At 62.7% G+C, this 14251-nt stretch carries 15 protein-coding genes and 1 pseudogene; 8 read left to right on the forward strand and 8 right to left on the reverse strand.

The genetic code is table 11. The features are described 5' to 3' along the window. Window positions 1-10: 10 nt before the first annotated feature. The 5 genes from AC4D2E_RS06140 (at window position 11) to AC4D2E_RS06160 (ending at window position 5058) form a co-directional block, all read left to right on the forward strand. A complete protein-coding gene (locus tag AC4D2E_RS06140; protein WP_490951961.1) occupies window positions 11-448 on the forward strand; it encodes a DUF6221 family protein in 438 nt (145 codons plus the stop codon). A gap of 17 nt (window positions 449-465) precedes the next feature. Continuing rightward, on the forward strand, window positions 466-1158 hold the full coding sequence (locus tag AC4D2E_RS06145) for a helicase associated domain-containing protein (RefSeq protein WP_490951962.1): 693 nt from the start codon (window positions 466-468) through the stop codon (window positions 1156-1158). Window positions 1159-2335: 1177 nt separating this feature from the next. Then, the gene (locus tag AC4D2E_RS06150; protein WP_490951963.1) at window positions 2336-3055 is read left to right on the forward strand and encodes an SOS response-associated peptidase; all 720 of its coding nucleotides are present in this window, start codon (window positions 2336-2338) and stop codon (window positions 3053-3055) included. Window positions 3056-3113: 58 nt separating this feature from the next. After that, complete coding sequence (locus AC4D2E_RS06155; protein WP_490951964.1) at window positions 3114-3920, forward strand: hypothetical protein; 807 nt, start codon at window positions 3114-3116, stop codon at window positions 3918-3920. 268 nt (window positions 3921-4188) lie between these two features. Beyond that, the gene (locus AC4D2E_RS06160) at window positions 4189-5058 is read left to right on the forward strand and encodes a hypothetical protein (RefSeq protein WP_490951965.1); all 870 of its coding nucleotides are present in this window, start codon (window positions 4189-4191) and stop codon (window positions 5056-5058) included. A 102-nt stretch (window positions 5059-5160) separates the two neighbouring features. Here the strand turns inward: AC4D2E_RS06160 and AC4D2E_RS06165 are convergent, their stop codons facing one another. Both AC4D2E_RS06165 and AC4D2E_RS06170 read right to left on the reverse strand, forming a co-directional pair. Further along, window positions 5161-6249 carry a hypothetical protein gene (locus AC4D2E_RS06165; RefSeq protein ID WP_490951966.1) on the reverse strand — a complete coding sequence of 363 codons (1089 nt, stop codon included), beginning with the start codon at window positions 6247-6249 and terminating at the stop codon, window positions 5161-5163. Window positions 6250-6455: 206 nt separating this feature from the next. Then, window positions 6456-6779: a hypothetical protein gene (locus AC4D2E_RS06170; RefSeq protein WP_490951967.1), complete on the reverse strand. Its 324-nt coding sequence runs from the start codon at window positions 6777-6779 to the stop codon at window positions 6456-6458. A gap of 232 nt (window positions 6780-7011) precedes the next feature. Here AC4D2E_RS06170 and AC4D2E_RS06175 point away from each other — a divergent pair, with 232 nt between their 5' ends. Together AC4D2E_RS06175 and AC4D2E_RS06180 are read left to right on the forward strand one after the other, a co-directional pair. Then, on the forward strand, window positions 7012-7605 hold the full coding sequence (locus AC4D2E_RS06175) for a recombinase family protein (RefSeq protein WP_490951968.1): 594 nt from the start codon (window positions 7012-7014) through the stop codon (window positions 7603-7605). Between the two features lie 291 nt (window positions 7606-7896). Continuing rightward, a complete protein-coding gene (locus AC4D2E_RS06180; RefSeq protein WP_490951969.1) occupies window positions 7897-8223 on the forward strand; it encodes a hypothetical protein in 327 nt (108 codons plus the stop codon). Window positions 8224-8306: 83 nt separating this feature from the next. On the opposite strand, the gene AC4D2E_RS06185 is transcribed toward AC4D2E_RS06180, so the two are convergent. The 3 genes from AC4D2E_RS06185 to AC4D2E_RS06195 form a co-directional block, all read right to left on the reverse strand. After that, window positions 8307-8714 carry a hypothetical protein gene (locus AC4D2E_RS06185; protein ID WP_490951970.1) on the reverse strand — a complete coding sequence of 136 codons (408 nt, stop codon included), beginning with the start codon at window positions 8712-8714 and terminating at the stop codon, window positions 8307-8309. Window positions 8715-9544: 830 nt separating this feature from the next. Continuing rightward, entirely contained in the window at window positions 9545-10219 is a 675-nt protein-coding gene (locus tag AC4D2E_RS06190; protein ID WP_490951971.1) for an ANTAR domain-containing protein, read from the reverse strand. 377 nt (window positions 10220-10596) lie between these two features. Beyond that, a complete protein-coding gene (locus AC4D2E_RS06195; RefSeq protein ID WP_490951972.1) occupies window positions 10597-11352 on the reverse strand; it encodes a GAF and ANTAR domain-containing protein in 756 nt (251 codons plus the stop codon). A gap of 309 nt (window positions 11353-11661) precedes the next feature. Between AC4D2E_RS06195 and AC4D2E_RS06200 the strand changes: the two genes are divergently transcribed. Further along, complete coding sequence (locus tag AC4D2E_RS06200; RefSeq protein ID WP_490951973.1) at window positions 11662-12258, forward strand: TetR/AcrR family transcriptional regulator; 597 nt, start codon at window positions 11662-11664, stop codon at window positions 12256-12258. 118 nt (window positions 12259-12376) lie between these two features. Here the strand turns inward: AC4D2E_RS06200 and AC4D2E_RS06205 are convergent, their stop codons facing one another. The 3 genes and pseudogenes from AC4D2E_RS06205 to AC4D2E_RS06215 all read right to left on the reverse strand — a co-directional run. Then, entirely contained in the window at window positions 12377-13114 is a 738-nt protein-coding gene (locus AC4D2E_RS06205; RefSeq protein ID WP_490952330.1) for a flavodoxin family protein, read from the reverse strand. A 110-nt stretch (window positions 13115-13224) separates the two neighbouring features. Further along, window positions 13225-13920, reverse strand: a complete 696-nt coding sequence (locus AC4D2E_RS06210) for a DNA/RNA non-specific endonuclease (RefSeq protein ID WP_490952331.1) — start codon at window positions 13918-13920, stop codon at window positions 13225-13227. Further along, window positions 13863-14183, reverse strand: a pseudogene (locus tag AC4D2E_RS06215) (hypothetical protein); the annotation flags it as partial. The gene AC4D2E_RS06210 and the pseudogene AC4D2E_RS06215, both read right to left, overlap by 58 nt. Window positions 14184-14251: the final 68 nt, after the last annotated feature.

Genomic DNA, 14251 nt, shown 5'->3' on the forward strand with positions numbered 1-14251 from the left:
CCTCGACACCATGAACCGCACGAACAGTCCGGACCAGACAGGCCGGACGGATCAAACAGACCAGATGGACCAGGTGGGCCGGACGGACATGCTGGGATCCGGTGGCGAGGTTGATCCGATGGATGAGCTTGCTGCGTTCATCCTGGCGCGCGTCGCCGACGACCTGCAGGTCCTCGCCGGGGTAGGCGTGGTGCCGGTTCTGGTGGGGGAGCGGCTGTTGGTCGAGTGTGAGGTCAAGCGGCGCCTGGTCGGACACGTGCAGAGCATCGATTGGGCGTATGAGCCGGCCGGGGATCAGGACTACATGCGGACAGTCCTGGAGTTGCTCGCCCTGCCCTGGGCTGCGCACCCCGCCTACAACACGGCCTGGACGCCCTGGCACCGATGCAGACCCCCATCCAGACCCCTGCCGACCCGAAGACGCCGCCAGCACAGCGAGGCGACGTGACGATGGGTCCCGTGCGGATGGATGGGCCGACCCTGTCCGAGGACGAGAACCTGCTGCAGCCGTGTGAGAGCCGGCAGGAGTGGCTGCTCATGTACTCCCGCGGCGTCCCGGCACCCGTGATCGCCGCCTGGTGCAGGGTCACCGTGAAGCGCGTGGTCCGCGCCGTCGACCGGCAGATCGAACGCGACCCGGCATGGTTCGATGCGTGCTGGGTGATCCATGACCAGCCCGCGTGGCCTGCGAACAGGAAGCACCGCCGGCGGACCAGGGAGCAGGCGTGGTGGGAGCACTACGCCCGGCTTACAGTCCACATGCGCGAGCACGGGAGGATCCCGGCGCAGAACGACAGCAAGGACAGCCGCGTGTTGTATCGGTGGGTGGAGAACCAGCGCAGAAACCACGATGCCGGCACCCTCACCCCAGACCGAACTGCAGCCCTGAATGCGCTGGGGGAGTGGGTCGGTGCCCGGAGAGGTAACGCGGACGCGCTGTGGGAGCGCCGCCTGGAAGAGGTGCAACAGTTTCGGGATGAGATGGGTCGGCTCCCGATCTACGACCGTCACCGGCACCCGGACGAGACGGTCCTCGCCGTGTGGCTGGGCCGACAACGCACCTGGCAGCGCAAGGGCCGGTTGCGACCCGACCGGTTTCAGCAACTCAACCAGACCTTGCCCGGCTGTATTTCTTGCGCCACCGCTAGTTCTCGTTAGTTCAAACTCGTCGTCGTTGGCGGCATGGCGCTTGTTCTGGCCCACTCTGCGGACAGTACGAGGGGCCGCCGACAATCAGACTCTGATTGTGATCTCTGCTCTAGTCCCAGCCCGCACCTGTGGAGGCTGTGCACGGCCACCGCTCGCTCGAGGTGAGCTATCCCGTATCGGCGATGCGGGTGGGTGTGTGCAGGCGGGCCCGTGGTTCCTGCTGTGCAGCATGTGTGCGGGACGAGCAGCGGAGCGTGGGGAGCTCGTGCCGTGCCCATGTGGGCAGGAGGCGCGCCAAGATTATGGACGCCGCAGGTGACACGCGACACGCCGTGAGGAACGCGACACGATCTTTTTTCTGCCTGGGAGGAAGCACTCCAGAGGGCTGTGGGCGACGGCTCCGGGAGGCCGTGGATCGGCTCGTTTCCGGGCTTTCCGATTAGCCCGTTCTGTGGACATCGTGTGGACGACGACCGCCCCGAATGACATGCTTGTAATACATCATCTAGGGGTCGGCATCACGATCGGCCACTACATGTAGTATCGGAAGCGTTCGAAGGTCTAGGCGCCGACGGACACGAAAAAGCGCACGGAGTCGACACTCCATGCGCTTCTTCAAGAAAAAATCGCGACACCTGCCCGGCGGTGAAAGTCACCGCCCGACGGTCCCGCAATCGTGTGGTTCGTTCTCAATCTTTGGCGAGAGTTGGAACGTGCCTAAGCGTATGAGCGGCGTGTACGAGAGTCAAAGGCTCCCGTCACGATGACGGACCTGGCAGTCGCGGGAGAGGAACGATGCCTTATGGCTACTCGCGTAGTCCGCATCCGCATCAAGCGGACCATCCGGATCCAGCCCGTCCGCCGCTGACCTCATCGGTCACGGAGGATCACCGCTGGCCCGAGCCTCGCGCTCGACGAGGCCCGGGCCAGCATCCAACCTCATATCTAGGAGCCATCGTGGCAAATGCTAAGCAGACCAGCCGGGGAGTTGCACGGAAGGCGAGCAGTCTCCTTCGTAGTTCACGGACAACCAAGGGCGTGAAGAGCGTCGCGGCCAGCGCTCTCGCGCAGACAAGGCGCTCGAAGAAGAAGTAGGTGCGGTGCCCTCACCGTAGCTTCGGTGAGGGCACCTGCTCCTCTTGAGGGACCGGGTGCTTTGCTGAAGAGCTAGGGGAGAATGACGGGCATGTGTGGACGCTTCGTAATCGCAGGGAACAAGGCCGCCATCCGGGACGCATTCAGCGTGGACGAGACCTTCGAGGATGAGCTGAAGCCCTCGTGGAATGTGGCCCCGATGCAGGGGATCCCGTTCGTGTCCGAGCAGCTGCGCGAGGGGACATTGGTGCGCCGGCTCGAGATCGCCCGCTGGGGACTGGTTCCCGCCTGGAGTAAGGATCCCAAGGCCGGGGCGGCGATGATCAACGCCCGCAGCGAGACGGTCACGGAGAAGCCGTCGTTTCGCACCGCGGCCGCCAAGCGCCGAGCCCTGGTGCCGGCGAACGGGTACTACGAGTGGCAGAAGAATGAGGACGGGACGAAGACCCCGTACTACCTCCACGCCGAGGACGAGGACCAGCTGCTGGGCTTCGCCGGCCTGTACGAGTTCTGGCCCGACCCCACTAAACCCGAGGATGCCGAGGACAAGTGGCTGGTGACCGCGACGATCCTCACCCGGGCCGCCCATGACGCGCTCGGCCACATCCACGGCCGGACGCCCGTCATCATCCCTGCAGACCTGCAGGATCAGTGGCTGGACCCGACCATGACCGAGCGGGACCAGGTGCAGCACTTCATCGACACCATCCCTGAACCCAACCTCGTGCCGCGCATCGTCGGCAACGAGGTCGGATCAGTCCGCAATGACGGACCCCAGCTGATACGCCCCGTGAGTGCGACCGATGCCTAGGCGATCGACCTACTTTCAGGAGATTGGGTCTGCCGAGTCGGATCTCGCCTGGAAGGGCATGTACTTCGACTTCAAGCGGATTGATGAGTGGCATGAAGCGGGGCAGAACGTGCCAGACGAGGCACCAGGGTCACTCCTCGTCATCGTCGATGCAATGACTGAGCCCCTGCAAACATCACACCTGCTGAGATACCTCCTCCATACGGCGATCGACCACCTTCACGCGCTCAAGGCGCAACTCGTGGAGGCAAAATCGCAGCACACTTTCGCTCCCTTCACCCTGATTCGAGGAGCGATCGAAGCGTCATCGACTGCGCTTTGGCTTTTGCAGGACGACGTACCCCTAAATGTCGCGAAGCGATCGCTCACCCTTGAGCACATGAACCTCGCTGATCAGAGGAGGGCGACGCGGACCGTAGACCCTAGCGCAGACTTTGACGAGGATCGGCTTGGAATGCTGCGAGGTGTACTCAGTCGTAATGGGATGAAGATCCAGGACGTCAACAAGAATGTGACGCTCACCAAGCTCATCCAAGACTCAGCGCAATGCTTCGGTCTTCCTAACTCCTACCTCACCTGGCAGATGTGTTCAGCTGCCGCTCATGGTCGTCCGTGGGCACGGCAGCACATTACGCTTTTCGAAGTTCACGAAGACGACGGTTTCTCGAAGACGCTCAGCGGTCAGTTGTCCTCCAATGAGCTAGCCATGGCCATCTCATTGCATACCGCGTGCGAGGTGTTTGAGAAGGCGCTGGCAGTGCGCCGTACGTACTCGATAAACGCAGAACGCCCCGGGAACAGCTTCACGAGGCAGCAGCAGGGTCTTCACATTGTGCGGCGACGACTCCTAGTTCCACCAGGCTAGGGGCCTCCTGGCTGCTACGACTTGCGTGGGATGTTGGCGAGGACGTCCGCTGCCTCATCCTCGTCGAGAACCCATGGCTGGTAGGGCGGGTGATCTGGATACTTCGTGCGTAGGTAAGTGCGTACCACGCTGCCGGGGCGGGATTCACTCGTGTACCCGAGCTTCCGGGCAAGTTCAACGGGTCGATACGTAGCCATTGCAGGAGTATAGATAGGGCGCCTATCGGAGAGGTGCGGGGTAGTAGCGCCGGATTCATTAGGGTTTGAGTATGCGTGCATGGGATTTCCTTCTACCGAACGAGCCACCTAAACCTGATCCTTTCGCATGGGGTGGGCAGCTCGAGCAGATTGCGCAGCCCGACCAGCGACTCGATACGGAGCTACTGGAGCGGCTGCTGAAGGGAGCCGATAGCGCACGGGATGATCTAGAGGTCGCTGTGGCACTCGCGCGCCTCGTCCATCAGGAATTTGAGGCTCACGGTACTGACGGCTCAACGCACAGCAACGATGATGCGCGGTTACTTATGCGCGCACTGAAGGCAGTTCTTGGGCGACTCGGTATAACTTCTTTCGATCCGCCGTTCAGGGACTTCGACACGTTCCGCAAGCACTGGCGCACCAGTGGAGCGGTTGGTAGCTGGCAGGCGCGACGGGACATGCTTGATGAACATTTTGAGCCGGTTCATGCGTTACTTGATGCCCGTGAGACTGACGCTCTTTCGTCAGTGCTGGCGGACCCAATTTCACCGCGCAAAGCAACCGGGTGGAGTGTCGTCGACGAAGAGCTGAACGAGATGCGTCGCCACTTCCAGAACGCAAGCACTGAACAGGACTACTCGAATGTCGGCAACGACGCTGTAGCCGTACTCGAGGCGTTGTCCGGCGCCGCCTATGACCACGTTCGACATGGACGGCCAGGAGCAGACGAGCCCCCCGTGCCGAAGACTAAGGACCGGCTCGACAGGGTCGTCGAGGTCGAGCTAGTTGGTTCGGAGAATACCGAACTGCGGAAGCTCACTCGAGCGGCCATTGAACTCGCACAGGCCACGAAGCACCGTCGGAACGGTGACCGGAGATCGGCGGGTATGGCCGCAGACGCTGTAGTGCTGCTCGTGAACCTGATTCGGCGACTTCGCTAGACCCGATGATGAGCAGGTTGCCACGGGAAGTGTCGCGTCGGGTACGCCTATCAAAGGCACCTTGTCGGCTGGCATTTTTGGTGGGGCGGAACGGGGTCAAAGCTAACGCATGCGCTTGCTGATGAGCCAGGCGAGACTCGATCCAGCAATGCCGAGAAGTACGGGCGCTGCGATGAGGCGAAGGTGGTCAAGGGGGTCCGCATCATCGCTCCTGCTGTTAGGAGAGGGTGTTGGGTCTCGGGCTTGTTCTGCTGCAGGTATGTTGCGGTTCCGGCGGTTCTGGCCAAGGTCATTCAGTACCGGGCCTACGGCTCCAACGAACCAGATCAGGCCACCACCCGCGGTACCTGCCGCTGCGGAAGCAAGAAAGAGTTTGCGCTGGACCTCCGTTTCGTCTTGCTGGTCGACGCCAGACAGTCGAAATCCCGCGTCCGCATAAGCACCTTGAATGGGAAGCTGCCATCTGGGAGCTGTCGGATCTTCCACCAGTGGGCTTGAAATCGTTGGTACGTACTCGGTTGGGAGATTCTCGGGTTGGATGCCGGCCACGGATTCAGCAGCCACTGCCTGAACATCTAGTGGGCCCATGGCCGTAGGCAATGTCAGAGTCGCGACACGCGGGAAGGCATAGCGATGATGAGATCCGGCGAAGGCTTCAGTTGCTGCAGTGGTCTCGCCCTCTAGAGACACTGCCCAGCCGATACCCGCTTCTCCGATGGTCGTATCCCTGAAATCCGTTGGATTGATAACGGTCATAACGCAGTCGTCATCAAGAGAGAATTCAAGTCCGATCGAACCCACCCTAGGGTTCGTATCTGTCGGAGGTATCGGAGGCTCAAATGTGAGCTCTTCGCCATTGCTCGTCCTACGCAGTTGAACCTCCTTCATTGCCCCACAGAACCCAACCATCAGCTCGCCCGCTTGGTCAGGGGGGACGGCGGCATCGCCGTCCCCTTTGAGGATCATGTCGAAGGTGGTCCGGTCTGGAGAAGGGTCGAAGCGCAGGTCGACATCCACTCGGACTGGCGCCGGTGCTGACCCCCGCTTCACGCCTACGAAAACGGCACCGGGCATATCCAGCGGTGGGACGGAAGAGAGGGCTGGTTGAGAAAAGTGCCACGCTCCGAGGAATGAAGCGAGAGTGACGGAGATGGCTGCCACCAGCTGCCACATTCCGTTCGTCTTGACCATCTCAGCAGTCTACGAGCGTGCAAGTGAGGCTCAGGACTGTGGCGTTGGGGTACACCCCAACGCCACAGTGCAGAACGGCTCAGATCGTGTTGCATTAGGGTCTTTTTGCGGCTTCTGCAACAGAAGCGACCGCTGGTCTAGACATCACGCAACGCCGCTCTGGCGTGCGTCGCAACAGATCGGCATACCGGATGAAGCGTAGGTGGTCAGAGCAGGTTGCGGGGGCCGCGGAGTTCGCCCCATCCGAACTGGCTCTCGGCGATGAAGTCCTGCAAGTCGCTCTGCACAAAGCGGACAAGTGCATCTGCACCGTCATCCAGAGGAAGGCTGCCCGAGCCGCCCCGCTCCAGTATCTGCCATCGGACCCAGGCGTCGTTCGTCTTGATGTTGGTGTCGTCGGGAAGCTCGACGCCGTCGGCGACCCTCTCCAATCGGAAGGTGAATGACCGTAGCTCCCTGGGACTGAGCATTGACTCGCACATGGGCTCGAGGAGCCGCTTCACGTCTCGCACGTGCATTGATCCGATCATGTCTCCACGATAAGGATGCTCGGGGCGCCACCACCCACGTCGAGCGATCGAAAGCGGATAGCCCAGCGCCGGCTATTTCCAGTCCGAGCAAAGGATCCTTTTATTAGACCGGCGGCAAGGTCAGAGGGTGGGTCGGTGAACTCCACAATCGGCGGGGGAGTGGGTGGGCACGTCTTGTCTCAGCAATGTGTCTCATGCAGGGTATTCTCGGGAATAGAGAAAGTAACCTTTGATGAGCACAAGGAGCGCTTCGAGGGGAAGTTTCGGGTACGCCAGGGTCAGCACCCTGGATCAGAACGTCGAGCTGCAGCACGCTGCACTCATTGCGGCGGGGTGCGGTCGGATTTTCACTGATCACGGGGTGAGCGGAACGACGGCCAGCCGCCCCGAGCTCGACAAGCTCCTCGAACACCTACGCCGCAGCGATGAAGTGGTGGTGTGGAAGCCGGACCGGCTGGGACGCAATACCCGGAACCTGCTGGCCCTCATCGATGACCTCGAACACCGAGGCGTGCACTTCCGCAGCGTTACCGAAGGGATCAGCACCACCGGTCCCATGGGGCGGGCGATGCTCACCGTCATGTCCGCGTTCGCTCAGCTCGAGCGCGACCAACTCGCCGAGCGGACCAGGGCAGGTATGGCCGCGGCAGCCGAACACGGGCGCAAGGCCGGCCGGCGAGAAATCACCACCGACCACGCGAAGGTCAGACGCGCCCGGGACCTCAAGGCCCAGGGGCTGGCTGCGGCTGACATCGGGAAGATCATCGGAGCCAGCCGGGCGACGGTGTACCGCTACCTCAGCATCGGGATGAACGATGCGTCGTGAGGACCCGTGATGGACGCTGAGCGGACACGGTCACCGACGGCATCCTGCTGTTGATTCGGATGACCGAGGCAGTCCTAGCCGCCCAAGAAGGTCATGCCGGCTGCAACCCGCCGGACTCCATACACTGTTCATTGGACAGGTCCGCGCAGGAGTATTTCCCCAGTGTCTCCCGCTTGGGACATAAAATTGAGGTACTGAGTGTCCATCTGGAGGTATTCCGGTTCTTCAGCGGTGCTTCAAAGAGCACGGGCACGTTTCGTCTTCCGGGCGCACGCGTAAGCAGGTCCTGCTATGACCCAACAGGCCCAACAACACAGCGCACAGCTCGCCACCGAGGCTGCAGGACTGACCGCGCAGGAGCTCTGGTTGCACTACTTCAGCCTCGGCGGCAACCTTCGGGTTTTCGAGCTCGACGCGTATCTCCACGGTGCGTACCCGCTTCCGATAGGGGAGCGTAACCTCATCGCCCTTGCGCTGAACGAGATGATTGATGCATTGCCGCCACGGCTCAAAGCAGCCTTCGGCGATGACCTGGCACTTCCCGAGCCCCTACGAGGCCAGATGTTGCGGGCATCCTTTGGCAGCGCTCAGCTCGATGGTGAAGCAGGCCACCCCTAGTTCATGGATGGCAGGAAAACTTGCTATGACCGGCACCGTGAGTGATTGGCGCTAGGCACGTCCCGAATCCGAGAGGGAGGCCTTCACGGGCAGTCGGTTCGTGGTGGATCGAGAAGCGTTAGGTTCGAGCGCAGAGCAAGATACGCATGTGTGAAGAGAACTGCTTCCGTGGTCAGGGCCCGCAAGAAGCGGCAGGCGGTGGTACTGGTTGGCGTGTTGCCGGCCCAAAACAGGTCATGGTCGACCGTGGCGAGAGCGTTACCGGTGAGCGCGTGGAGTTGCAGGGCACCGACGGTCAGCGCATGGGCGTGCAGGCTCGTCAGGGCGGCGGTCGTCTGTCCGGAATCCAGCGCGGCGAAGGCCCCGTGAATGGTGCGGACGCGTTGAGGTAAGCCTGCCTGGAATCGGTCGAGGAACTCCAGGGCTTCCTCTGGTGAGTTGAGGTCGACCGCCAGCGCATTAACAGTACTCAGGTCCAACACGGGCATCATGGGATCATTTTTCTCCTGTGCTGTTGGGTGCTGTACGGGTCTTTCGCCCTTACCTGCACCCATAGTGACGCGTCGGCCGTACTCCTCCATGAGGACGGTGGGTGGAGAGCGTGCCGGTAGGGGCAGCCGCACACCGGAAGGATGTGCTTTACACCACCTGTGATGGACTGGACCATGGAGTGCTGGTGCAGAAAGTGATCAGGATCAACCAGAGTGGATGCGTCATCAGCATAGGGATGCTGCGGAAGCCGTCGAGGGAGTCCGGCGTATGCGGCCGAGTTGCGTGACTGGGCACGCCCGACCCGAGGTGCGAGCATCGGAGCTTTCTATTCGGGACAGAGAAGCTTAAGATTCGAGGGACTCAGGGTTCAGAAAGCAGCCTCGGGTAACGCCGATGTTAGGCACCCATGAAAACCTCGAATCTTTACCCCGTCGCATCCGGAACCGGTCTCACCGCAGAGCCCACTGAGGTACATGCCGGTCCGCAGCGCAAACTCCCCGACCCAAGCCGCTCGATCGCGGTGGTGGCTTCCGAGCGTCGGCTCCAAGCGCTCGAGCAGGCGTGGGAATTGGAGGAGCCACGGTTCGCCGCGGCCGAGTGTTCCGCCCTGCCTCTCCAGCGGTTGCGCCGACTGTGCGATGAGGCGTTCACCGCACTAGACGCTGATTTCCCGGCATGGGGTGTCCGAGACGAGTACGAGGTTCTGTGCGCGGAACTCACGATCCGCGCACAGGCTCTCAAGGATCGGTCGACGTCCGCCCCCGATTGAGGGGTACTGGCTCATCGACTGTGGCTAAGTCCCATGGGCACCGCCTGAGAGCCGGGATGATCAGAGGGCCCGCAGGAGTTCCTGCAGAGCCCGATCGCGGGCCAGGTCCTGATCCTGTTGCTGGTTCTGGCGGGTGAGTGCCATGGCCCGGTCGATGACCTCCTGGGCGATGACGACGACCTTGCGGTTCGTCCGTTGACTGTGGGAGCTGATCAGGGCGAACGCTTCCGTCGCGGTGAGGCCGGCGCGGCCCATGAGGATGCCTTTGGCCTGCTCGATGACGGCCCGGCGGAGGGCGGACGCGGCGACGGCTTCGTTGGCGAGCTGGTGCCGGTCGACGTGGATGGAGCGGGTGAGGTCCACGACCAGCGCCCAGACCCCGATGGGTTCGGTGTCCTCGACGATCAGGTCGGCGGAGATGAGGAGTTTGCGGGTGCTGCCATTCAGGTCACGCAGGGACGCGTACACCGAGGATGGTCCGCCGCTGGTGGTGACCTTGGTCCAGAACGCCTGGACGGCGGCCCGGTCCGCAGGGTCGACATGGGACATGCCCAGTTCCAGGGTGGGAACCACATCGCCGCGTTCGTAGCCGTGGATCCGATACACCTCATCCGACCAGTTGTAGGTGTCGTCGGCGAAGTAGTGCTCCACCGTGCCGGTCGGGCAGTCGATGAAGTACTCGACACTGGACACGGCCCCGGACAGGGGCACGGAAGGTTCAACTGTGGAGGTCATGGGGAAGCCATTCGACGCACTCTGATCCGGGCTAGCGTCTTAACCCGAACCTCACAGGAGACTACCAAGACCCAGCTAATCCTCGGCCGCCTCACGGCCCACTCGGCCGCTCGTCGACAGGTCCGGCCCGCCAGCGGCAGTCACTCAAGCGGGGGCGGTTGCCGTGCCGATGTCACTCCGGTAGCCGGCTGCTTGACGACTGGAGGGACTCCCACGTTCGTGCACGAGGCTCGTCGGTGTATTCCGGCTGAGGCCCGCGGACGGATCCGGGGACATCGTTAGGGGTAACCCCAGTATGCGCCCCCAATATGCAGGTCCGCCCTGTGGGCCATCAAGATCCGGTGTGTTTTAGCCCTGCAGGAACTGGGAGGAATTCCTCAGCGTGCGGTCTTCCGGCCGGGGAGTTCGCCGCTGCTGATGAGGTGGTCCGCGACGTTCCAGAGCTTCAGGTGGGCGCGCTGACTCGCTATGGACAGCACGATGAACGCTTGCTCGCCGGTGATCTTGTGGCGTTCCATGAGGATGCCTTTGGCCTGACCGATCACATCCCTGGAATCCACCGCCTCATGGAGTTGGCGGGCCTTCTCGGCCTCGGCGAACGCCACCGACGCGTGGGAGGCGACCAGCAGGCCGATGTTCTCCGACTCGTCCGTGAACGCATTGGGCTCGTACGAGTAGAGATTCAACGCCCCCAGGTCATCGCCCTCGACCCACAGCTGGATGGAGAGCATCCCCTTGGCCCCTGCCTCGGTGGCCCGCTGCGCGAAGAGCGGCCATCGCTCTTCGTGCGCCATGTCGGGGACCCGGACGGTCCGGTGCTCGTAGGCCGCTTCCAGGCACGGGCCTTCCCCGGTCTCCTCCTGCAGCGCGTCGATCCGCTCGGGCAGCTCCCCGGATGGGGCACGGGATCCGACGTTCTTGCGTCCCAGGACGACACTGACGGAGCCTTCGTCGACGCCGGGGATCAGGTCGAGGGCCGCGTGGACGAACCCGGCGAGGATCGCGTCGGAGTCCGGTTCCTGCTGCAGCGACCGGGCGAGCTCGGCCAGTTCCGTGGCGAGATCACGGATCCGGTCACTGCCGCCGTGGTGAGACGAGGGCATCCCCCTGTGCACTTTGGGCTCCTCGCTCATCATGCACGCCTTCCAGAAGAGGGTTCACCATTTGTCCGGGTGGTACCGCCAAGACCGGATCCATGAGATGAGCCGGCCCATTTGGGCTGGTACTCCGCGTGGTCTTGCCACCGGAGGGCAGAGTGCGTTTGTTGTGGTGGTACTGGCTCCCTCTTCGGGAACCAGTACCACCACCCGCATGCGGGGGTCTTATGTCCGGTGCTTGCTCCTCGATGGGGGGCGAGGAGCGCTCCTAGTGTAACCATACAGACCGGTCTGTCCAGGGTGCGTAGGATGATGGTCGGTCCTGATCCCGGCGGAAGAGGGCGTATGTTTCCTGTGGTGGAACAGCCTATGAAAAACGCTCGGCAGCGGATCCTTGACGCGTCCTACGACCTGTTCCTCCAGCGCGGCGTCCGGGCGGTGGGCATCAACGAGATCATCCGCACTGCGGAAGTGGCGAAAGCGTCCTTCTACAGCCATTTTCCGTCCAAGAACGAGCTCATCATGGCGTTCCTGAGTCGCCGGCGGGAACTTTTCACGGTCGGCTACCTGGGAGCCGAATCCCGCAAGCGGGGGGACTGTCCGCAGGATCAGCTCCTGGCGATCTTCGACATCTTCGACGAGTGGTTCCAGACCGAGGACTTCGCCGGCTGCCCCTACATTCGAGCCCTGGTCGAGAGTGGCGCGGGCGATGAAGTGGGTGCGGCCAGCGCACAGTATCTGCGGGACATGCGTGAGGAAGTCAAAACCGCCGCCGCAGCAATAGGACTCACCGACCCACACGATTTCGCGGAATGCTGGATGATCCTCCTCCAGGGCTCCGTCGTCGCCGCCATGGGCACCGGCTACACATCGCCCCAAAGGGTCAGGACCCTCGGGCAACTGCTCATCACAAGCCACACACCCGAAAGCGTCTCCCTCTGACGCCGAGCTCCTCAACCACGCGCTTCAGCCGAGGTCGAGGTCGAGGCTCTCGGGGCTGGTTAGTTCCCGCCAGGTCGAGGTGATCCTCGCCGTAGGGGCCGATTGATCCTCTGTCATCTCACCGATACTCCGGATTGGGTTCAAGGCCTGGCCTGTCGCCGTTGCTCCAGGCCTCGGGGGTGTTTCCCCATGCCGGGATGCCTCCTGCATCTTTCAGGATGCGCGCCATGTGAAGGAGATTCCAGGTCATGAAAGCTGTGTTGCGGTTAGTGAAATCATTCTCGGGGCCGCCTGATCCTTCATCGAGGTAGCTCGGTCCCGGCCCCGCTTCCCCGATCCAGCCTGCGTCCGCCGCCGGGGGGATGGTCACTCCGATGTGCTGCAGGCTGTACAGGATATTCATGGCGCAATGCTTGACGCCGTCTTCGTTTCCCGTCACCAAGGCACCCCCCACCTTGCCGTAGTAGATGTACTGTCCGCGGGAGTTGGTCATGCCCGACATGGCATAGAGACGCTCGATGATTTGCTTCATGACCGAACTGTTGTCTCCGAGCCAAATAGGTCCGGCGAGAACGATGATGTCGGCTTGGTCGATCTTCTCAAAGATGGTCGGCCAGGCATCCTCGTCCCACCCGTGCTCGGTCATATCCGGGTACACCCCCGTCGCCACCGGATGATCGATGGGCCGCACAACCTCAACTTCGACGCCCTTGTTCCGCATCAGTTCAACGCTGAGGTCTATCAGGCCTGACGTGTGGCTCAACTCAGGGCTGCGCTTCAGGGTGCAGTTGAGGAAGATCGCACGGAGCCCCGTGAAGTCGTCGGCTCTGCTGCCGGGTTTCCCATGTTCGGACATATCCATAGCTCCTATCTCGGTGGCGCTCTTCCAAGCTCATGTCGACCTGCCACAGTTCGGCCTGTCAGCCCAACGGCCAGCTTTGCGGGACGCCGGTGCGAGTGGTGCCTCTAGTTCTTCGGGTCGAAGTCCAGGTCAAGGCTCTCTCGACTGGTGAGTTCCCGCCAGGTCGATGCGATCCGGGCGGTGGGAAGGGCTGCGGCGATCGGCATCCGGTCGACGGCGGTCAGTTGTGTCAGGTCCAGTCCGCTCAGCGCAGCGATGTCTCGGATGGGGACCTGGAAGGTGCGGAACGGGCCGAGCGGGGGAGCGTCGCCGTCATCCACGGCGCGCGGCCGTGGCACGTCCGGTAGGTCCTTGAGCTGCGGCGTCTGGTCCACAACATATCCCGTCGCGGCGAGGGACCCGCCCACGAGGAACACCGCAATCTTGAAGAAGCGCAGCGGGATCTCCACGCCCCGGTAGACGGGGTCGACGTCGCTGAAAACGGGTCCGGTGAAGACGATGAGGCGCCGGCCGTGGTCGGCGGCGTTCTCCAGCAGATAGGTCTCCAGCCCCAGCCACAGCTCGAGGCCCTGGTTGAACGTCGCGGCCTGCGGTGCGGCGTTCGTGTAGTGGAAGGTGTCCTCGTTCGCCTGCGCTGCCCCGGCGCGGGTTTCCCCCCAGACAGCGCGCTGCCTCGGCGCGGGGTTTCCCCCCAGACAGCGGAGGCTCGCCGGACGAGGTGCCCGCGGTCGATGTCGTTGCGGGCGTAGACCCGTTCCCCGGTCTGCTGGTCCTCCGGCAGGCGCGGGTCCAGCCGCCAGTAAATACCGGACCGGTCGAGGTCCATGAGCCGTTCCCCGTCGATGCCAAGCGCGGTGATGGCCGCCAAGCGCTTGTCCAAGCGCATTAGGATCGAGAAGTGGGTGTAGGCCAGCAGGACCGCCTCGACATCGTCCAGAGCCGGGATCGGCACGGGTAAGCCCAGGAACTGCTCATCGAAGCCCACACGATCGGACAGGTCCTCGGTGGTGGCGGCAGCGCCGGCGGAGGCGATGATGCGAAGTTCGGGCACGGTGGCATCCATCGATCGACGATACCAGCGGCAAGTGACAAGCGGATGAACGCAACCACCAGGGGCCCATGCCGTTGCTC

The organism is Arthrobacter sp. TJ-265 (assembly GCF_058269135.1).